Source organism: Micromonospora sp. AB353 (assembly GCF_049538395.1).
GTDB lineage: Bacteria > Actinomycetota > Actinomycetes > Mycobacteriales > Micromonosporaceae > Micromonospora > Micromonospora aurantiaca.
In genome coordinates, this window is the sequence record NZ_JBMVFV010000031.1 from 45,708 (window position 1) to 63,679 (window position 17,972).

Genomic DNA, 17,972 nt, shown 5'->3' on the forward strand with positions numbered 1-17,972 from the left:
CCCCGGTGTACGATGATCGCGTCTGCGGGCCGGTCTGCGCCCGCATCCGGGCCCCGCCGACTTCAGGAGGTGATCGCTGTGCGAGATAGCGATCCTCCCAGTCGTGGCCGGGCCCATCGTCAGCCCCGCTGAGCCACGGCTCGGTCGACGCGGCTGACCCGCTTCCCGCCCTCCGCACCGCATCCGCCTCCCGGCGAGCACGCCGGGGTGTGGCCTGCCGCGCGGCGGAGCACCCGGTCACGACTTCGTGCGCGTACGCCCCGACCCCCACCGGCCCGCACCGGGCCGACCGTCGCCACGGAGCACACCCATGAGCCGTTACGTCGCCCCGCTGGGCTTCACCCTCGCCGCCGTCTGGGTGGCCGTCCTGTTCGTGCTGGCCGGCGGCGGTCACTGACCACCGCCGGCCCGGTTCCGGCTCACACGAGCCGGGACGTCCAGAGCAGACTCAGCGCGCCCGCGCACAGTGCCAGCAGCAGCGCGATCCCCGCGTACCACTGGGTGATCTCGCGCGGCTCGGTCCGGTAGCCGATCGAGCTGCCCATGTCCTGGTAGACCTGCTTCAGTTCGCTGGCCGACGCGGCCTCGTAGAAGAAGCCCTGCGTGGTCTCCGCGAGCTGGGACAGCGCGGTGCGGTCGACCGGCACCCGCTGGAGCTGCCCGCCGATGTCGACCTGCCCCGAGTCGGTGCCGAACGCGATGGTGGACACCGGCACGTTCGCCGCCTGCGCCGCCGCGGCGGCCTCCTCGACCGAGCGGCCCGACGTGCGGTAGCCGTCGGACAGCAGCACGATCCGGGCCGGCGGGATGCCGGCGGCGCCGTCGGCGGGCACCGAGCGGATCGCCTCCAGGCAGGTGAAGACCGCCTCGCCGGTGGCTGTCGCCTCGGCCAGCACCAGCCCGTCGATGGCGGCGGTGACGGCGGCCCGGTCCTTCGTCGGCGGCACCAGCACGTTCGCCGACTTGGCGAACGAGACGAGCCCCAGGTTGTAGCTCTCCGGCAGTTCGCCGACGAACTGCTTCGCCGCCTCCTGGGCCGCCTCCAGGCGGTTCGGCGACACGTCGTCGGCCTGCATCGACAACGACACGTCGATGGCGAGCATCACGGTGGCCCGCTCCAGCGGCTCGCGGGTGTCGATCGCCGGGCGGGCCAGCCCGGTCGCCAGCACCAGCAGGCAGAGCAGGAACGCGGTCGCCGCCACGTGCCGCCGCCAGCCCAGTCCCTTGGGCGCGACGGTACGCAGCAGGTCGACGTTGGTGAACCGCAGCGCGTACTGCCGGCGGTGCAGTTGCCGCCACACGTACGCGGCGGCGAGGGCGAGCACCGGCAGCACGGCGAGCAGCCACCACGGTTGCAGAAAACGGATCATCGAGTCGTCCCTCGGGTGCGGGCGTGCCGCTGCGCGGCGACGAAACGCACCATGTCCAGCAGCCAGTCTCGGTCGGTACGCAGACGCAGGTGGGCCGCGCCCGCGGCGCGCAGCTCGGCGGCGATCGCCCCGCGCTGGGCGGCCGCCGCCTCGGCGTACCGGCGGCGCAGGCCCGGGTCGGCGGTCTGCACCTCGTGCAGTTCGCCGCTCTCCGGGTCGACCACCGGCAGCACCCCCACGTCGGGCAGTTCCAGTTCCCGCGGATCGACCACCTCGACGGCCAGCACGTCGTGGCGGACCCGCAGCTTACGCAGCGGCCGGCCCCACTGCTGCGGCGGCGCGAGGAAGTCGGAGATCACCACCGCGACGCCGCGCCGCCGGGGCGGCCGGTTCAGCATGTCGACGAGCGCGCCGAGGTCGCTGCGGCCGGGCCGGATCTCGGCGCCCGCCACCGCCCGCAGCAGCCCCTGGGCCTCTTTGCGGCCGGAACGGGCGGGCAGCCGCAGCATCGTCCCCGGCCCGCCGGCCCCGCCGGTGCCGACGACGGCGCCGATCCGGTTGCCGCCCCGCACGGTCAGGTGGGCCAGCGCGGCGACCGCGGCGACCGCCACGTCCCGCTTGAGCCACCGCCCGGTGCCGAAGTCCAGGCTGGCCGACATGTCGACGGCCAGCCACGTCTCCAGTTCACGGTCGGCCACCGTACGCCGGACGTGCGGCATGGTGGTGCGGGCGGTGACCGGCCAGTCCATCCGGCGCACGTCGTCGCCGGGCCGGTACTCCCGGGACTCCCCCGCCTCGCTGCCCGGTCCGGGCAGCAGCCCGGCGTAGTCGCCCTGAAGCAGCCCGTCCAGCTTGCGGGTGACCATGAGCTGGAGCCGGGCCAGCACGGCCCCCGAGCGGTCGCCGGCGGCGCTCAGCGGGGTGGGCGAGGTCACGGCCGCTGCCCGGGCCATCCGTTGTGCGGGACGGCCGGTGGCGGCGGTGTGGCCTGCTGGCGGGGCGCGACGGCGGGCAGCGGGATGGTCGACATCACCCGGTGCACGATGTGGTCGGCCGGTACGTCGTCGGCGAGCGCGTCGTAGCTGAGCACCAGCCGGTGGCGCAGGATGTCCGGGGCGATGTCCTGCACGTCCTGCGGCAGCGCGTAGTCCCGGCCGCGCAGCAGCGCCAGCGCGCGGGTGGCCCGGACCAGGCCGAGCGAGGCGCGCGGGCTGGCGCCGTACTGGATGAGCTGGGCCACGTCGGGCATGCCGTGCTCGGCGGGCGCCCGGGTGGCGAGCACCAGCCGGACCGCGTAGTCGACGAGCGCGTTGTGCACGAACACCTGGTCGGCCTTGTGCTGGAGGGCGACCAGGTCCGGGGTGTCGAACACCCGGGCCGGCTCGGGCGGCGCGACGCCCATCCGGTAGACGATCTCGCGCTCCTCGGCGTCCGTCGGGTATCCCACGACGATCTTCATGAGGAACCGGTCCCGCTGCGCCTCGGGCAGCGGGTAGACACCCTCCTGCTCGATCGGGTTCTGGGTGGCCATGACCAGGAACGGGTCCGGTACCCGGTGGCTCTCGCCGCCGATGGAGACCTGCCGCTCGCTCATCACCTCCAGCAGCGCCGACTGCACCTTGGCGGGCGCGCGGTTGATCTCGTCGGCGAGCAGGAAGTTGACGAAGACCGGGCCCAGCTCGACGTCGAACTTCTCGCTGGACTGCCGGTAGATCCGGGTGCCCATGATGTCGGCGGGCACCAGGTCGGGGGTGAACTGGACCCGGGCGAACGAGCCGCCGACGACCCGGGCCAGGGTCTCCACGGCGAGCGTCTTGGCCACGCCCGGCACGCCCTCCAGCAGGCAGTGCCCCCGGGCCAGCAGCGCGACGAACATCCGCTCGACCATCCGGTCCTGGCCGACGATCACCCGCTTGGTCTCGAACAGTGCCCGCTCCAGCAGCGTGGCGTCCTGGGCCGGGGTGGTGCCCGCCGGGGGCGGCGCGTCCGGCGCCGCCTCGGTCGGGTTCGGCACGTCGGGTGTGGTCGGCTGGGCCACCGGTCCTCCACAGCAGGGTCGTCGTCGTGGCGTGGTGCGTATCAAGACTGTCATGCCTCGCTGAGAGCCGAGGGTGGGAGAGGCACGATTTTCGCCGCGCCGTCCCACCACACCGTCCCGTCGCGCGGGAAACGCTGAACACGGGTGGACAACAAGGGGTCCGCAGTGTGTACGATTCACCCCGTCGCCGGGCGGCTCCCCCCGTGGCCGCCCGGCGCTGAAACTCCCGGCGTGCGGTCTCTAGACTCGCCCCGGTGACGACTCCCACCACCCCGGACGAGACGCTGATCTGCTCGGCGCGGGGATGTCGCGCGCCCGCCGCCTTCCAGCTCCGCTGGCACAATCCCCGCCTGCACGCGCCGGACCGGCGCAAGACCTGGCTGGCCTGCCCGGAGCACCGCGACTCCCTCGGTGACTTCCTCGACGCACGCGGCTTCCTCCGCGAGGTGGTCCCGCTTCCCTGATCGCCTACGCTCGAAGCGTGAGCGAGCAGATGACCCGAGCCCGTACCGGCGGCGCGCACGGCAGGTCCTCCCGGTGAGCGGTGACGGCCCCGCCGGCCTCCCGCCCGCCTCGCGCAGCGCGCTGGAGCCCTGGCCGGACACGGTCCGCTGGCAGCCGATCTCCCGCGACCTGATCTGGGTGGAGCTGATCCGGCTCGGCATCGGGCTGGCCGTGGCGCTCGTGGTGCTCGGCGTGGCCTGGGCGCTGTCCGGGCACTGGCTGCTCGGCGCCGCCGTCGGCGTGGCCCTGCTGATGGGCGTCTGGCGGTCCGTCACCATCGTGCGCGCGGTCCGCGCCTGGGGGTACGCCGAGCGCGACGACGATCTGCTCGTGCGCCACGGCCTGCTGGTGCGGCGGCTGTCCATCGTGCCGTACTCGCGGATGCAGTTCGTCGATGTGAGCGCCGGTCCGCTGGAGCGCGCGTTCGACCTCGCCACCGTGCAATTGCATACGGCCGCCGCCGCGAGTGACGCGCGCGTGCCCGGTTTGCGCCCGGCCGAGGCGTCCCGGCTGCGCGACCGGCTGACCGCGCTGGGCGAGGACCGGGCGGAGGGCCTGTGAGCGAACGGAGCGACTCCGGCGCCCCGCCGCCCCACGACGACCGGCCCGAGCCGACGCCCGGCCCGCCCGCACCTGCCGACGCGGCCCAGCCGCCGGCTCCGGCTCAGCCGCCCAACGGGTATCCGTGGCCGCCCGCGCCGGGGTACGGACCGCCGCCCGTCCCCGGACCACCATCCGGGTACGGGCCTCCGCCCGGCTACGCACCGCCACCCGGCTACGGGCCGTCCGGCTCGGCGGCACCCGGGTACGGGCCGCCGCCCGGACCCGACGCGGCGCCCGGCCCGTGGCCCGCGCCGCTGCCGCCGTACCCGGGACCGTGGGGTCCGGCGGCCGGACCGCCCGGCGGCGAGGAGCCCCGGCAGCGGCTGCATCCGCTCAGCCCGGCGCTGCACGGCGCGAAGTCGCTGGTCGTGGTGATCGCCGGGCTCTCCTGGTCGACGCTGTCGCGGGTCGGGTTCGGCTGGTTCGCGGTGCTGGTCACCGTCTTCGTGCTCGGCGCCACAGTGCTGTCGGTGGTGAGCTGGTGGAACACCGGCTACCACCTGGTGGGCCGCGAGCTGCGCGTCTACGAGGGCCTGCTGTGGCGGCGCACCCGGGCCATCCCGCTGGAACGGTTGCAGGCGGTGGAGGTGGTCCGGCCGCTGCTGGCCCAGCTCACCGGCCTGGCCGAGCTGCGGCTGGAGGTGGTCGGCGGGGGCAAGACCGAGGCGCCGCTCGCCTACCTCAGCGTGGCCGAGGCGACCGCGCTGCGGCAGCGGCTGCTCGCGGTCGCCGGTCGCTCCGCCCCGGCACCGGTTCCGGCGGCCGAGCCCGGCGCACCGGTCGCGCCGGTGCCGGAGGGGCGCCGGCTGCACGCCGTCCGCAACCAGGACCTGCTGGTCAGCCAGCTGCTCACGCCGCAGGCGTTCCTGCTGCCGCTGGGCCTGGTGTTCGTCGGCGCCCAGTTCCTCTCCGAGGGCTCGTGGTCGTTCATCGCGGTGGCGAGCACGCTCACCGCGATGGCCGGTGTGGTGCTGCAACCGATCCGCCGGGTGCTCGACGACTGGAGCTTCCGGCTCGACCGGGACGACGGCACGCTGCGCGTGCACAACGGGCTGCTGGAGACGCGGATGCAGACCGTGCCGCTGCACCGGGTGCAGACGGTACGGGCGACCTGGCCGCTGCTCTGGCGGATGAAGGGGTGGCTGCGGCTACGCCTGGAGGTGGCCGGCTACTCGGCCGGTGAGCCGGACGACCGCAACCGCCCGGACCGGCTCCTGCCGGTCGGCGACGCGGGCACCGGCGCGATGGTCGTGGCGGAGGTGCTGCCCGGCGTACGGCTGGACGCGCTGCCCGCCACGCCGCCCCCGTCGCGGGCCCGGTGGCTGCGACCGCTGAGCCGCAAGGTGGTCGGCGCCGGTCTCGACGAGCGGGTCTTCGTGGCCCGCTCCGGGTTGCTGACCCGCCGGTTGACGCTGGTGCCGTACGCCCGGATCCAGAGCGTACGGGTCACGCGGGGTCCGGTGCAGCGGCTGCTGCGGCTGGCCACCGTGCACGCGGACACCGCCGGTGGGGCCGGGGCGGCGGCCGTCGACCGGGATCTGACCGACGCGTGGGAGCTGGCCGCGGAGCTGACCGAGCGGTCACGCGCCGCCCGCCGTACCGACAGCGGCCGCTGACCCCGGCGACCGCGACGCCACGACGGCGGCGCGGCGAACCACGGCGGCGCGGCGACGACCCGGCCGACCGTGACGGCGGTGGCGCGGGCCTACCGGCGCTCGGCGGGTACCGCGTCCCGGTCGTCGGCGGCGCGGTCCGGGGTGTCGGCGGCGGTGTCGCCGTCGGCGGACGACTCGCCTGCGGCGACGGCGGGCGCACCGGCCCGCCGGGCCTGCCGCGCCGCCCACCAGCGCTCGGCCAGGCCGACCACCAGGAACGTCATGCCCACGTACGCCCAGCCGACCAGCACGTCGATCAGGTAGTGCTCGCCGCTGTACATCAGCGTGAACGTCATGGCCAGCGGATACGCCAGCATCAGCGGCCACCAGCGCTTACGCACCGAGCGCATGAAGAACAGCACCACGAACAGCGCGAACGCGGTGTGCAGCGACGGCATCGCGGCCACCGGGTTGGAGGCGATCTGCCCGGCGTTGAGCAGGTTGCCCGCGCCGTGCATGCCGATCTCCTTCCACCCACGGGTGGAGATCCGCGCGACCTCGGTGAGCAGGCCGTTCTGCGCCGCCCACCACGGCGGCGCGGCCGGGTAGGCGAAGTAGGTGACCAGGCCGGCCGCGCACAGGAAGCCCCAGCGGGACATGTACGCGATCCAGCGCCGCCGGTTGCGCATCCACAGCACCGCGGCGGCGGCGAACGTCGCCACGAAGTGCGAGAAGTAGATCCAGCTCACCAGCACGTCCCACCAGCGCACCTCGGACGCGTCGTACAGGCGCTCCTGGAGCCAGATCGTCGGCACCTCGCCGCCGGTGAGCCACCCGGTGAGGAAGCGGTCGGCGACGATCAGCTCCATCGCGTGCGGGGTGGCGCCGTTGTCGGCGAACCCACGGGACAGGTTGTACGCGGCGAGCAGCAGCACCACCGGGATCCAGTCCCGGGCGAACCGCAGGTGGCTGCGCCACGGACGGGCCGAGTTCCACGCGATCGTGCCGGCCCAGATCCACAGGAATGCGTACGCCGGGTCGGTGGGCAGGCCGATGGCGAGCCAGGCGACGACGAAGGCGACGCCCCAGATGGTCATCGCGATCACACGGCGGCGCCCACCGTCGGGCGACTCGGTGGTCGCGTCGGGGGCGGGGGTCGGAGATTGTGTCAGCTCGGCCATCGCGGACAAGGTTAACGGCGGGCGACCGGCGGGCATGCGGGCGGGCGGTGACGACCGGACCGGTGGCGGCTCGGACGCCGGACGGCCGCGGGCCGGCTGCACTAGGCTCGGCCGCATGCAGGAGCAGCCGGAGTCGCCCTTCACGCCGGGCCTGACCGCCCGGGTCGAGCTGACAGTGACCGACGCCGACACCGCGCAGGCGGTCGGCTCGGGGGACGTGCCGGTGCTCGGCACACCCCGGGTGCTGGCGCTGGCCGAGGCGGCGACGGTGGCCGCCGCCGCGACCCGGATGCCGTCCGGGTCGACGACTGTCGGCGTCCGGGTGGAGCTGGAGCACCGCGCTGCGACGCCGGTCGGCCGTACCGTGGCCGCCCACGCCGAGCTGGTGAAGGTCGACGGGAAGCGGCTCGTCTTCGACGTGACGGTCACCGACGGGCCCACCGTGGCGGCGCAGGGCCGGGTCGAGCGGATGCTTGTCGACCGGCAGCGCTTCGTCGAGCGGGCCGTGCGCCGGTCATGACCGCCGGGTTCTCCGAGGTCGCCGCCGGGGTGCACGTGCTGCGCGAGCCGACGCTCGCGGTGAACGTGGTGCTGGTGGTCGGTGACGGCGCGGCGCTGCTGGTGGACACGCTCTCCACTCCCGGGCAGGCCCGGGAGCTGGCGGAGGCGGCGCGGGCGGTGACGCCGTACCCGTGGACGATCGTGAACACGCACCACCACTTCGACCACTGTTTCGGCAACGCCACGCTGGCCGGGCCGGACACCGCGATCTACGCGCAGGCCCAGGCCGCGGCGGCGCTGCGGGACCGGTCCGGCGCGGTGCGCCGGGCCGCGTACGAGGAGATGCGTGCCGGGCACCCGGCGCTGGCCGAGGAGCTGGCGCACACCGAGCTGCGGGCGCCGACGCACGAGGTGCACGAGGAGACGGTGCTCGACGTCGGCGGCCGGCGGGTGGTGCTGCGCCATCCCGGGCACGGGCACACCGACGCCGACCTGGTGGTGCACGTGCCCGACGCGGACGTGCTGGTCGCGGGCGATCTGGTGGAGCAGAGCGGACCGCCGGCGTTCGAGGAGTCGTACCCCCTGAAGTGGCCGGACGCGCTGGCCGACCTGCTGCGGCTGACCACGCCCACGACGGTGGTGGTGCCGGGCCACGGCGAGCCGGTCGGCGCGGACTTCGTCCGCGAGCAGCACGCGCAGCTCGCGCGGCAGGCGTGGCTGATCCGCGCCGGGCACACCGGCAGCGCCCCGCCGGAGCGGGTGGCGGCCGAGTCGCCGTTCGGCGCCCGGCCGGGCCTGATCGCCGCCCGCCGCGGCTACGCGGAGCTGGACGGCACGGCCTGACCGGCGGCCGGGTTCAGCCGGCGTCGGCCAGGATCTCCCGGAGGCGGTTGCGGCACTCGGCGACGAACGCCGGGAACGTGTTCCAGTAGTAGGAGACGCCGCTGGCCGCCACGCCGAGCGCCCAGGCGCGGGCCCGCGCCCAGGTCACGTCGTCCACGCCGAGCGCCTCCCGGTAGGCGTGCCGGGCCTGCGGCGGAAGGTCCCAGGTCGGCGCGTGTTCGGCGTCGGGGTGCCCGACGGTCAGGCCGCCGAAGTCGATGACCGCCCGCAGCCGGCCGTCGTGCACCAGCAGGTTGGTGGGCTTGAGGTCCCCGTGCAGCCAGACGTGCGGCCCGGCGGGTTCGGGCAGGGTGAGGGCGTCGCGCCAGAGCCGGACCAGGGTGTCGACGTCCGTCTCGTCGCCGATCAGGGTCCGGCAGTCGTCGAGCGCCGCGGAGATCCAGGTGTCGCAGGGGCGGAGGCTGCCGCCGCGGTAGCCGCTGAGCGGGCCCGCGCGGGTCGCGCCGAGCAGGTCGGTCGCGTGCAGGCGCCGGACGAACACGGCCAGGTCGGCGCCGAGGGCGGCCCAGTCCTCGACCGTGCCGGACCGGACCTCGTCGCCCGGTATCCACCGCTGCACCGACCACGGCAGCGGGAACGGGTCGGCCGGGACGCCGGCGTACACCGGTTCCGGCACCCGGTACGGCAGCAGCGGCGCGAGCCGGGGCAGCCACCGCTGTTCCTTGCGCAGGGCGCCGGCCTTCTCGGCCGTGCGCGGCAGGCGGACGAGCAGGTCGGCGCCGAGCCGGTACATCGTGTTGTCGGTCCCGGCGCCGGCCGGGGTCAGCGGCAGCGCGGCCCACTCGGGGCGCTGTGCGGTCAACAGCGCCCGGACGACCTGCTCGTCCACGGGTATCTCGTCCTGGTGCAGGGCCATCCGGTGATCATGCGGGGCGGGACGGCGCCGCGGCCACCGGGTTTCCGGGGGCCGGCCCGGGGCGGGCGTGTCCCCGCAGGGCGCCGAGCAGCGCGTCGAGGTGCGGGGCGGCGGCCAGGATCGCCGCCCGTGCCGGCGGCTCCAGCTCGGCCAGCGCCTCGTCGAGCAGCGCGGCGCGGTTGGTCTCGTAGTCGGCCATCCGCTCCCGGGCGGCCTCGGTCACGTGCAGCCGGACCACGCGGCGGTCGCCGGGGTCGCGGTCACGGGCCAGCAGCCCGGCGTCGGTGAGGTCGCGGACCAGCGTGCTCACCGTGTTGGGCGCGGTGCAGAGACGCCGGGCCACCTCCTTGCCGCTGATCCCGGGCGTCTCCCGGACCAGTAGCAGCAACTCCACCTGCGCCTCGGGCAGCGGGTCGCGTCCGACACGTGCCCCGGTCCGGCGGCGCAGGAGGCGGTGCAGTTCCCCCACCACCGCGCCGACGCGCGCGACCTGCTCGTTCGTCGCCACCGGGTCACCCGCCTCACATCGCAATAGTTCTGACTACAGATGTAAGGTACCCCGGACGCACCGATCCAGGGGGTACCCACTCGTGAGCAACGCCGCGCCGACCGCCGCGCGCCCGGCCGCCGGCCGCACCACCGCCTCCACCGGCGGCAAGACGCTGCTGGTGCTGCTCGGCACGCTCACCGCGATCGGCCCGCTGTCGCTGGACATGTACCTGCCGGCGTTCCCGGCCATGACCCGCGACCTCGGCGCCGACCAGGCCGGCATCCAGCTCTCGCTGACCACCTGCCTGATCGGTCTCGCCCTGGGCCAGCTCGTCACCGGTCCACTCAGCGACCGCTGGGGGCGCCGCCGACCGGTGCTGGTCGGCGTGGTCGCGTACACCGTGCTGGCGCTGGCGTGCGCCGCGGCGCCGAACGCCCCGCTGCTCGCCGCCGCGCGGTTCGCCCAGGGCGTCGCCGGCGGCATGGGCGTGGTGGTCGCCCGCGCGGTGGTCCGCGACCTCTACTCGGGACGGGACGCCGCGAAGTACTTCTCCCGGCTCACCCTGGTCTTCGGCGTGGCGCCGGTGGCGGCGCCGGGCGTGGGCAGCCTGGTGCTGCGGTTCGGCTCGTGGCGGGCGGTCTTCGTGGCGCTCGCCGTCATCGGGGCGGTGCTCGCCGTCGCGGTCGCGCTGCGCCTGCCGGAGACGCTGCCGGCCGAGCGCCGCAGCACCGGTGGCCTGGGGGCCACCGTACGGACCATGCGGTCGCTGCTCGCCGACCGGGTCTACCTCGGGTACGCGCTGACGCAGGGCTTCGCGTTCGCCGGGCTGTTCGCGTACATCTCCGGGTCGTCGTTCGTGTTCCAGGACGTCTTCGGCGTCTCCGCGGCCGTGTTCAGCGTGATCTTCGGCGTCAACGCGCTCGCCCTGGTGGCCGTCGGGCAGGCGAACGCCCGGCTGCTCGACCGGTTCACGCCACGCCGCCTACTGGTCACCACGCTGGTGGCCGGCCTGGTCACCGCGATCGGCGTGCTGAGCGGCGCGCTGGCGGGCAGCCTGGCCCTGACGGCGGTGGCGCTGTTCGCCTTCGTCGGCTCGCTCGGCATGGTGATGCCGAACAGCACCGCGCTGGCGCTGGACGCGCACGCCCGGCACGCGGGCACCGCTGCCGCGCTGATGGGCGGCATCCAGTCGGTGGTGGGAGCGCTCGCCGCGCCGCTGGTCGGGCTCGGCGGCGAGGGCAGCGCGCTGCCGATGGCGGTGGTGCTGGCCGGCGCCGCGTTCCTGTCGCTGACCGCCGTCGTGACGCTGGCCCGGCCGCGCGCCTGACCTCGGCCTCCGCGCGTGGGGGCGGGTGTTAAGAAGGGGCCCTTCCTCTACCGGAGGCGTGAAGAAGGGGCCCTTCCTTTCACGCGAAGCGGGCTTCGACAGCGGTGCGGGTGGGCATGGCGGTGGCGCCGCCCGGTGACTCGCACACCACCGCCGCCACCCGCAGCGCGAACGCGACCCGCTCCCGCCACCCGGCCGGGTCGGCCGGCTCACCGGCGGCCAGCAGGTCGGCCACCAGCGCGCCCATCACCGAGTCGCCCGCACCGGTGGCGTCCACCGCGTCCACCTTCGGCGCGGGTACCCGTACCACGTCGTCGCCGGCGGCGACCAGGGCGCCGTCCGCGCCGAGCGTGACCACGACCGTGCCCGCGCCCAGTTCCCGCAGGTACGCGGCGACGCCCGCGACCGGCTCGTCCGGGTAGAGCAGCCGCGCGTCGGCGCTGCTGAGCTTGACCAGGTGCGCGGCGGCGGCGAACTCGGCGACCACCGCCCGCAGCCCGTCCAGCGCGCCCGGTGCGGTGAGCAGCCGGGGCCGTACGTTCGGGTCGAACACCCGCAGCGCGCCCGCGATCGACCAGGCGCGCCGGGCGGCGGCCAGCACCGGCGGGTCGAGCAGCACGATCGAGCCGCAGTAGAGCACGTCCGCGCCCTCGACCAGCGCCACGTCCAGGTCGTCCGGGCCGAGCAGCGCGTACGAGCGGGGCTCGCCGTAGAAGCGGAAGTCCGGCTCCGCACCGGCGAACGTGGCCACGGCCAGCGCTGTCGGCGCCGGCACCGTCACCGTCCCGCGCACGTCCACACCGGCGCCGGTGAGGAACGCGCGGATCCGTCCGGCCAGCGCGTCGTCGCCGAGCGACCCGACGAACCGCGCGTCTCCGCCGAGCCGGGCGATCGCCACCGCCACGTTCAGTGGACCGCCGCCGATCGCCTGCCGGTAGACGGGTTCTCCGTCGTGCTCGGCGTCGAGCAGGTCCACCAGCGCCTCGCCGAGCACCACCGCGTACCCCATCCTGGCTCCCCTCGTCGTCCTCCCCCGATCCTGTCGTATACCGGTGCCACCGCGCGCCGCGACCCGGGCATCGAGAACCGCCTATTGCGGGCGGCGTGCGGACGTGGTGGGATGGCGATGCCGGGTAACGACGTGGGGGGCTGCCGCGTCGCCGGCCGCCGGGTCGATCCGACGCGAGGGCATCCACGGTCCGTGGCAACGGACCGCAAGCGGTGCGCGCCCGCAGACGGCCCCGGCCGCACGCCGACCGGGCGCGGGCACCGCGATCGTCGCATCCGCTCGTCGCAGCGGGGCGGGCCGGACCGGGCCACGCTCCGCGAGTCAGGAGATCCCCGTGCACCGATCCCGTACGGCCGCGTTGCTCACCGCGGCCGCCACCCTGGCCCTGGGCGCGTTCGCCCTGGCCACCAACTCCGGACCGGCGGCCGCGCACGGCGCGGCCATGACGCCGGGCGCCCGCACCTACCTGTGCTGGAAGGACGGCCTCACCGGAACCGGTGAGATCCGGCCGAACAACCCCGCCTGCTCGTCGGCGGTGGCCGCGAACGGGGCGAACTCGCTGTACAACTGGTTCAGCGTGCTGCGCTCCGACGCCGGCGGGCGGACCGTCGGGTTCATCCCCGACGGCAAGCTGTGCAGCGGCGGCAACCCCGGCTTCAGCGGGTACGACGCGGCGCGCAACGACTGGCCGATCACCCACCTGACGGCGGGCCGGTCGATGGAGTTCCGGTACAGCAACTGGGCCCACCACCCGGGCACGTTCTACTTCTACGTAACGAAGGACAGCTGGAGCCCGAACCGGCCGCTGGCCTGGAGCGACCTGGAGGAGCAACCGTTCCTGCAGGTGACCAACCCGCCGCAGCGCGGCGCGGTCGGCACCAACGACGGTCACTACTACTTCACCGGCAACCTGCCGTCCAACAAGAGCGGCCGGCACATCATCTACTCGCGCTGGGTCCGCTCGGACAGCCAGGAGAACTTCTTCGGCTGCTCGGACGTGACGTTCGACGGCGGCAACGGCGAGGTGACCGGGATCGGCTCGGGCGGCAGCAACCCCCCGACGACCGCGCCGCCGACCACCGCGCCGCCGACGACCGCGCCCCCGACGACCGCGCCGCCTACCTCACCTCCGCCGGTGACGACCAGCCCGACCATGCCGTCCGGCGCCTGCATGGCGGTGTACAAGGTGGTCAGTGCCTGGAACGGCGGCTTCCAGGGCGAAGTGATGATCATGAACCACAGCACCCGGACCTACTCCGGGTGGACCGCGAACTGGACCTGGCCCAGCGGCCAGACCATCAACCAGGTGTGGAACGGCACGTTGAGCGGCAGCGGGGCGTCGGTGAGCGTCTCCAACGCCGCCTACAACGGCAGCGTCCCGCCGGAGGGCACCACCACGTTCGGCTTCACCGCGAACGTCTCCGGCACCAACACCCTGCCGACAGTCACCTGCACCGGCAGGTGACCCCGTAACGGGAAGGGCCCCCGGGGAACACCCCGGGGGCCCTTCCTCGTCACGCTCGGGTCAGCGGACCATGCTGCCGACGACCGGCTTGGTGAGCAGCGCGGACTGGTTGCGCTGGATGCCCGGGTCGAGCGTCTTGGCCACGAAGATGGCGTGCCAGATGCAGAAGATCAGCACGGTCCACACCTTGCGGGAGTGGTCCGCCTCCTCCCGCTTGTGCTCCTCCAGCAGGCGCATCGCGTACGACAGGTCGATCAGGTCACCCGCGCCCGAGGTGGACAGCACGTGCCGCGCCCACTCGTACATCTCGCCGCGCAGCCAGACCCGGGTCGGGGTCGGGAAGCCCAGCTTCTTGCGGTTCACGATGGCCGGCGGCACGACGCCCTGCAGCGCCTGGCGCATCGCGTACTTGGTGGCCTCGGAGCGCGGCGGCAGCTTCAGGTCGACCGGGATGCCGGCGGCGACGTTGAACACCTCCCGGTCCAGGAACGGCACCCGCACCTCCAGCGAGTGCGCCATCGAGATCCGGTCGGCCTTGACCAGGATGTCGCCGCGCAGCCAGGTGTACAGGTCGACGTACTGCATCTTGGTGACGTCGTCCAGTTCGGTGCACTCGGCGTAGATCGGCGCGGTCACGTCCGTGTAGCGCACCGAGGGGTCGTAGCGGCGCAGCAGGTGCTGCTTCTCCTCCTCGGTGAACATCCGGGCGTTGCCGTAGTAGCGCTCCTCGATCGGGGTGGTGCCGCGCTCCAGGAAGCTCTTGCCCTTGACGCCCTGCGGGATCGCCTTGGACACCGCGCGCAGGCCCTTCTGCACGCCGTCGGGCAGGCTGTTGACCGCGTTGAGCGACAGCGGCTCCCGGTAGATCGTGTAGCCGCCGAAGAACTCGTCCGCGCCCTCACCGGAGAGCACCACCGTGACGTGCTCGGCGGCCTTCTTCGCCACGAAGTACAGCGGCACCAGCGCCGGGTCGGCGACCGGGTCGTCCAGGTGCCAGACGATCTTCGGCAGCGCGTCGATCATGTCCTGCGGCCCGATCTTGGTCGGGATCGTGGTCACGTCGAGGTGCCGGGCCGAGTCCTGGGCCACGTCGATCTCGGAGTAGCCGGGCACGTCGTAGCCGACGGTGAAGGTGAGGATGTTCGGGTTGAACTCGCGGGCCAGCGCCACCACCGCGGTGGAGTCGATGCCGCTGGACAGGAACGAGCCGACCGGCACGTCCGAGCGCATGTGCATCCGGACGCTCTCGCGCAGCGTCTCCCGGATGTCGTGGTAGAGCCGCTGCTCGTCGGAGACCGGGGCCGGCCGGAACACCGGGCGGTACCAGCGGCGCACCTCGATCCGGCCACCAGGGGTCCAGGTCAGGTACTCCCCCGAGCCGATCCGGCTGATCCCCTTGTGCAGGGTGCCCGGCTCGGGCACGTACTGCAGCGTCAGGTAGTGGCTCAGGTTCGCGGTGTCGATACCCGCGTCGCCCTGGTACGCCGAGTGCGCGAACGGCAGCAGCGCCTTCTTCTCCGAGGCGAGGTAGAGGCCGTCCTGGGTCTCCAGGTAGTGCAGCGGCTTGATGCCGAAGTAGTCCCGCGCGCCGAAGGCCCGCCGCTCCTGCCGGTCCCAGATCACGAACGCGAACATGCCGCGCAGCTTGGTGAGCACCTGCTCACCCCAGTAGTGGTAGCCGGCGACGATCACCTCGCCGTCGCCGTTCGTGGCGAACTGGGCGCCGTAGTCGCGGATCAGCTCCTCGCGCAGCTCGATGTAGTTGTAGATCTCGCCGTTGAAGGTGAGCAGGTACCGCCCGCCCGCGTACGGCAGGGGCTCGTGGCTCAGCGCCACGTCGATGATCGCCAGGCGCTTGTGCGCGAACACGCCGTCCGCGTACCGGCCGGAGGCGTCGCCGACCACCTCGACCCCTGTCTCGTCCGGGCCACGGTGGTGCAGGCACTCCAGTGCGCCGGCGATGTGGTCGCGGTGGGCGGCGGCGTCGCCGCGCGCGCTGAAGAAGGCCAGGAGTCCGCACATGGCCGCCATCTTTCCACGCGCCGGAAGCCACCGTCGCGGCACCGCAGGCACCTCCCGCTGTCGTGCGCGCGGTACCGTCGGGACCAGCGACGAGGCTCAGGGAGGGGCGGATCATGGCCGAGGAGCGGACCCGGCAGGGCAAGGCGGCGGACGGCACGGAGTCGCACGACCCGGATTTCCCCGAGGCGTTCCTGTCGTTCATGCGGCAGGGCTGGCGGGACACCGAACTGCCTGTCACTCCGCGCGCGGAGGTGCCCAACCACGCCAAGCGGCGGGCCGCGCTGGCCGAGGCCTTCCCGGGCGAGACGCTGGTCATCCCCACGGGCAACGAGAAGGTACGCGCCAACGACACCGAGCACCGCTTCCGGCCGGGCAGCGACTTCGCGTACCTGACCGGCGACCTGGAGCCGGACAGCGTCCTCGTGCTGCGGCCGGGCGGCGAGGCCACGCTGTTCATGCGGCCCCGGTCGTCGCGGGTGACCGACGAGTTCTTCCGCAGCCGCCACGGTGAGCTGTGGGTGGGCCGCCGGCCGACGCTGCGGGAGAAGTCGACCGAGCTGGGCCTGCCGACCGCCGACCTGAGCGAGCTGGACGCGGCGCTGGCCGACCTGGCGCCGGGGCGTACCCGGGTGCTCCGCGGTTTCGACGCGCGGGTGGACGCGGCGGTGCGTCAGTACGACGGCGCGCGCGCCGAGGGGCAGCCCGGCCGTGACCGGGAGCTGGCGATCGCGATCGCCGAGCTGAAGCTGGTCAAGGACGAGTGGGAGATCGCGCAGCTCCAGGAGGCGTGCGACGCCACGGTGCGCGGCTTCGAGGACGTGGCGCGGGCGCTGCCGGCCGACCGCCGGGTCTCCGAGCGGCTGCTGGAGGGGGTCTTCGCGCTGCGCGCCCGGCACGACGGCAACGACGTCGGCTACGGCTCGATCGTCGGGGCCGGCGAGCACGCCACGATCCTGCACTGGGTGCACAACCACGGCGCCACCCGTCCGGGTGAGCTGCTGCTGATGGACATGGGCGTGGAGAACCGCAACCTCTACACCGCCGACGTGACCCGGGTGCTGCCGGTCGACGGCCGGTTCACGCCGTTGCAGCGTCAGGTCTACGACGCGGTGTACGCCGCGCAGCAGGCCGGCATCGAGATGTGCCGCCCGGGCGTGGCGTTCCGGGACGTGCACCTGGCCTCGATGCGGGTGCTTGCCGAGGCGCTGAAGGATCTCGGGCTGCTGCCGGTGAGCGTGGACGAGGCGATGGACCCGGCCTCCACGGTCTACCGGCGGTGGACGCTGCACGGCACCAGCCACATGCTCGGCATCGACGTGCACGACTGCGCCAACGCGCGCAAGGAGACCTACCGCGAGGGGCCGCTCGGCGAGGGGTACGTGCTCACCGTCGAGCCGGGGCTCTACTTCCAGCCGGAGGACGAGCTGGTCCCGGAGGAGCTGCGGGGCATCGGCGTGCGGATCGAGGACGACATCCTGGTCACCGCCGACGGCCCGGTGAACTTGTCGGCCGGGCTGCCGCGCGCCTCCGACGAGGTGGAGACCTGGCTGGCCGAGCAGCGTGAGGCGGGCCCCCGCCTGCCCGGCTGATCCCCGCGGCCGCGAACCTTCGGGCCCCATCACCGCGCCTCGACGGCGGGTGGTGGGGCCCGCCGCCGTCTGGGCCGTTGCGGTCCCCCTGACGGGGTTGGTCACCGACCGCCGTTCGTGGGAGGAATGCGGGCTTTTTTCGGATAAGTCTTCCTCGCGAGGAACCTTCTCATACGGTGCTGATCAGAGGCTACAACCGGTTTGTAGCTGGTCGCCCGGCCTGGGGCGGTGCGACCCGTTTGGGAAGAACCGAAAGGGCTCTCATGTCGAACGACGTAACGACACCCGACGGCGGCGCTCCGATGGCGCCCCCGCCGCGGACGAGCAAGCGGCGGGCGCTCTGGGTCGCCACCGGCGTGGCCGGGCTGACCGGCGTCGTCGGGCTGGCGGCACTCGGCGGGCTCGCCGCCCGCGACGACAAGTCCGGCACCGAACCGGTGGCGGAGAACCACGCCGCCGCGCCGCAGAACGCCGCCGACGACTCCCGCGCCGAGGGCGGCGAGAAGGGCGAGGACGGGC

General features: G+C 74.0%; 16 protein-coding genes and 1 pseudogene. 9 read left to right on the forward strand and 8 right to left on the reverse strand.

All coding sequences use genetic code 11. The features are described from left to right. Positions 1-419: 419 nt before the first annotated feature. The 3 genes from ACPCK6_RS15345 to ACPCK6_RS15355 are packed head-to-tail and all read right to left on the reverse strand — an operon-like array spanning position 420 to position 3,408. Positions 420-1,370, reverse strand: coding sequence for a VWA domain-containing protein (locus ACPCK6_RS15345; protein WP_318334772.1), 951 nt, complete (start codon positions 1,368-1,370; stop codon positions 420-422). Continuing rightward, complete coding sequence (locus tag ACPCK6_RS15350; protein ID WP_135241113.1) at positions 1,367-2,323, reverse strand: DUF58 domain-containing protein; 957 nt, start codon at positions 2,321-2,323, stop codon at positions 1,367-1,369. The genes ACPCK6_RS15345 and ACPCK6_RS15350 overlap by 4 nt, the downstream gene beginning before the upstream one ends. Beyond that, the gene (locus ACPCK6_RS15355) at positions 2,302-3,408 is read right to left on the reverse strand and encodes an AAA family ATPase (protein WP_135241114.1); all 1,107 of its coding nucleotides are present in this window, start codon (positions 3,406-3,408) and stop codon (positions 2,302-2,304) included. Before ACPCK6_RS15355 ends, ACPCK6_RS15350 begins: the two co-directional genes overlap by 22 nt. Before the next feature lie 254 nt (positions 3,409-3,662). Here ACPCK6_RS15355 and ACPCK6_RS15360 point away from each other — a divergent pair, with 254 nt between their 5' ends. The 3 genes from ACPCK6_RS15360 to ACPCK6_RS15370 all read left to right on the forward strand — a co-directional run bounded on the left by ACPCK6_RS15360 (position 3,663) and on the right by ACPCK6_RS15370 (position 6,131). Next, a complete protein-coding gene (locus ACPCK6_RS15360; RefSeq protein ID WP_423481438.1) occupies positions 3,663-3,872 on the forward strand; it encodes a hypothetical protein in 210 nt (69 codons plus the stop codon). A 73-nt stretch (positions 3,873-3,945) separates the two neighbouring features. After that, positions 3,946-4,473 (forward strand): PH domain-containing protein, encoded by a 528-nt coding sequence (locus ACPCK6_RS15365; RefSeq protein ID WP_396882878.1) that lies wholly within the window; start codon positions 3,946-3,948, stop codon positions 4,471-4,473. Positions 4,474-4,769: 296 nt separating this feature from the next. Then, positions 4,770-6,131: a PH domain-containing protein gene (locus ACPCK6_RS15370; RefSeq protein WP_423481443.1), complete on the forward strand. Its 1,362-nt coding sequence runs from the start codon at positions 4,770-4,772 to the stop codon at positions 6,129-6,131. Between the two features lie 89 nt (positions 6,132-6,220). On the opposite strand, the gene ACPCK6_RS15375 is transcribed toward ACPCK6_RS15370, so the two are convergent. After that, the gene (locus ACPCK6_RS15375) at positions 6,221-7,291 is read right to left on the reverse strand and encodes a phosphatase PAP2 family protein (protein WP_396882877.1); all 1,071 of its coding nucleotides are present in this window, start codon (positions 7,289-7,291) and stop codon (positions 6,221-6,223) included. Between the two features lie 115 nt (positions 7,292-7,406). On the opposite strand from ACPCK6_RS15375, the gene ACPCK6_RS15380 reads away from it, so the two are divergent. Together ACPCK6_RS15380 and ACPCK6_RS15385 are read left to right on the forward strand one after the other, a co-directional pair. Next, complete coding sequence (locus ACPCK6_RS15380) at positions 7,407-7,811, forward strand: thioesterase family protein (protein ID WP_318334777.1); 405 nt, start codon at positions 7,407-7,409, stop codon at positions 7,809-7,811. After that, positions 7,808-8,635 carry an MBL fold metallo-hydrolase gene (locus ACPCK6_RS15385; protein ID WP_423481439.1) on the forward strand — a complete coding sequence of 276 codons (828 nt, stop codon included), beginning with the start codon at positions 7,808-7,810 and terminating at the stop codon, positions 8,633-8,635. The genes ACPCK6_RS15380 and ACPCK6_RS15385 overlap by 4 nt, the downstream gene beginning before the upstream one ends. Before the next feature lie 13 nt (positions 8,636-8,648). On the opposite strand, the gene ACPCK6_RS15390 is transcribed toward ACPCK6_RS15385, so the two are convergent. Further along, positions 8,649-9,551: an aminoglycoside phosphotransferase family protein gene (locus tag ACPCK6_RS15390; RefSeq protein ID WP_423481440.1), complete on the reverse strand. Its 903-nt coding sequence runs from the start codon at positions 9,549-9,551 to the stop codon at positions 8,649-8,651. 7 nt (positions 9,552-9,558) lie between these two features. Then, entirely contained in the window at positions 9,559-10,059 is a 501-nt protein-coding gene (locus ACPCK6_RS15395; RefSeq protein ID WP_396882874.1) for a MarR family winged helix-turn-helix transcriptional regulator, read from the reverse strand. 82 nt (positions 10,060-10,141) lie between these two features. Between ACPCK6_RS15395 and ACPCK6_RS15400 the strand changes: the two genes are divergently transcribed. After that, a complete protein-coding gene (locus ACPCK6_RS15400) occupies positions 10,142-11,368 on the forward strand; it encodes a multidrug effflux MFS transporter (protein ID WP_423481441.1) in 1,227 nt (408 codons plus the stop codon). A gap of 79 nt (positions 11,369-11,447) precedes the next feature. On the opposite strand, the gene ACPCK6_RS15405 is transcribed toward ACPCK6_RS15400, so the two are convergent. Then, positions 11,448-12,377, reverse strand: coding sequence for a carbohydrate kinase family protein (locus ACPCK6_RS15405; protein WP_396882871.1), 930 nt, complete (start codon positions 12,375-12,377; stop codon positions 11,448-11,450). Between the two features lie 328 nt (positions 12,378-12,705). Between ACPCK6_RS15405 and ACPCK6_RS15410 the strand changes: the two genes are divergently transcribed. Next, positions 12,706-13,842 (forward strand): lytic polysaccharide monooxygenase auxiliary activity family 9 protein, encoded by a 1,137-nt coding sequence (locus ACPCK6_RS15410; protein WP_423481444.1) that lies wholly within the window; start codon positions 12,706-12,708, stop codon positions 13,840-13,842. 60 nt (positions 13,843-13,902) lie between these two features. Here the strand turns inward: ACPCK6_RS15410 and asnB are convergent, their stop codons facing one another. Further along, the gene (gene asnB, locus ACPCK6_RS15415) at positions 13,903-15,864 is read right to left on the reverse strand and encodes an asparagine synthase (glutamine-hydrolyzing) (RefSeq protein WP_135241123.1); all 1,962 of its coding nucleotides are present in this window, start codon (positions 15,862-15,864) and stop codon (positions 13,903-13,905) included. A 113-nt stretch (positions 15,865-15,977) separates the two neighbouring features. On the opposite strand from asnB, the gene ACPCK6_RS15420 reads away from it, so the two are divergent. Together ACPCK6_RS15420 and ACPCK6_RS15425 are read left to right on the forward strand one after the other, a co-directional pair. Then, positions 15,978-17,453: an aminopeptidase P family protein gene (locus tag ACPCK6_RS15420; RefSeq protein WP_423481442.1), complete on the forward strand. Its 1,476-nt coding sequence runs from the start codon at positions 15,978-15,980 to the stop codon at positions 17,451-17,453. A gap of 263 nt (positions 17,454-17,716) precedes the next feature. Further along, positions 17,717-17,972: pseudogene (locus ACPCK6_RS15425) on the forward strand (hypothetical protein); the annotation flags it as partial.

Excerpts from the sequence above, each read along its gene's own strand:
- ACPCK6_RS15405 (WP_396882871.1), bottom strand. The coding sequence starts at position 12,377 with ATGGGGTACGCGGTGGTGCTCGGCGAGGCGCTGGTGGACCTGCTCGAC.
- ACPCK6_RS15390 (WP_423481440.1), bottom strand. The coding sequence starts at position 9,551 with ATGGCCCTGCACCAGGACGAGATACCCGTGGACGAGCAGGTCGTCCGG.
- asnB (WP_135241123.1), bottom strand. The coding sequence starts at position 15,864 with ATGTGCGGACTCCTGGCCTTCTTCAGCGCGCGCGGCGACGCCGCCGCC.
- ACPCK6_RS15375 (WP_396882877.1), bottom strand. The coding sequence starts at position 7,291 with ATGGCCGAGCTGACACAATCTCCGACCCCCGCCCCCGACGCGACCACC.
- ACPCK6_RS15345 (WP_318334772.1), bottom strand. The coding sequence starts at position 1,370 with ATGATCCGTTTTCTGCAACCGTGGTGGCTGCTCGCCGTGCTGCCGGTG.
- ACPCK6_RS15385 (WP_423481439.1), top strand. The coding sequence starts at position 7,808 with ATGACCGCCGGGTTCTCCGAGGTCGCCGCCGGGGTGCACGTGCTGCGC.
- ACPCK6_RS15380 (WP_318334777.1), top strand. The coding sequence starts at position 7,407 with ATGCAGGAGCAGCCGGAGTCGCCCTTCACGCCGGGCCTGACCGCCCGG.
- ACPCK6_RS15420 (WP_423481442.1), top strand. The coding sequence starts at position 15,978 with ATGGCCGAGGAGCGGACCCGGCAGGGCAAGGCGGCGGACGGCACGGAG.
- ACPCK6_RS15350 (WP_135241113.1), bottom strand. The coding sequence starts at position 2,323 with ATGGCCCGGGCAGCGGCCGTGACCTCGCCCACCCCGCTGAGCGCCGCC.